Annotated in this window: 1 rRNA gene; it reads right to left on the reverse strand. The window is 58.9% G+C overall.

The features are described 5' to 3' along the window. Positions 1-572, reverse strand: a 23S ribosomal RNA gene (locus tag QHH26_13635); the annotation flags it as partial.

The raw sequence follows: 572 nt of genomic DNA on the forward strand, positions 1-572 counted from the left end.
CTCGCTTTCGCTCCGGCTCCGGGTTCTCGCCCTTAACCTCGCTACCCCGCGCAACTCGCCGGTCCGTTCTACAAAAAGTACGCCATCACCCCGCACTCAATGGAACCTTCGAGACTCGATGGTGCTTTTAGGGCACCTGCCCGGTTTGGCTTAAAAGCTCCCAAAAGCTCCATTGAGTGCAGGGCTCTGACTGCTTGTAGGCATACGGTTTCAGGTTCTCTTTCACTCCCCTCCCGGGGTGCTTTTCACCTTTCCCTCACGGTACTGGTTCACTATCGGTCGCCAAGGAGTATTTAGCCTTAGGAGGTGGTCCTCCTGGATTCCTACGGGATTCCACGTGCCCCGCAGTACTTGGGAACGCTTATCGGGAGGGTACCGGCTTTCGGATACGGGACTGTTACCCCCTCTGGTCGGCCTTTCCAGGCCTGTTCTCCTAACCGGTGCCTTTGTAACTCCCGGGGCAAGCCGCACCTTGCCCGAAAAAGCGCCCCGCTACCCCCGGCATGCAACGGGTGCAGCCTTGAACACATGCCGGGTTTGGGCTGTTCCCGGTTCGCTCGCCGCTACTTAGG

This window comes from Armatimonadota bacterium, from assembly GCA_029907255.1.
Classification (GTDB): domain Bacteria; phylum Armatimonadota; class UBA5829; order DTJY01; family DTJY01; genus JAIMAU01.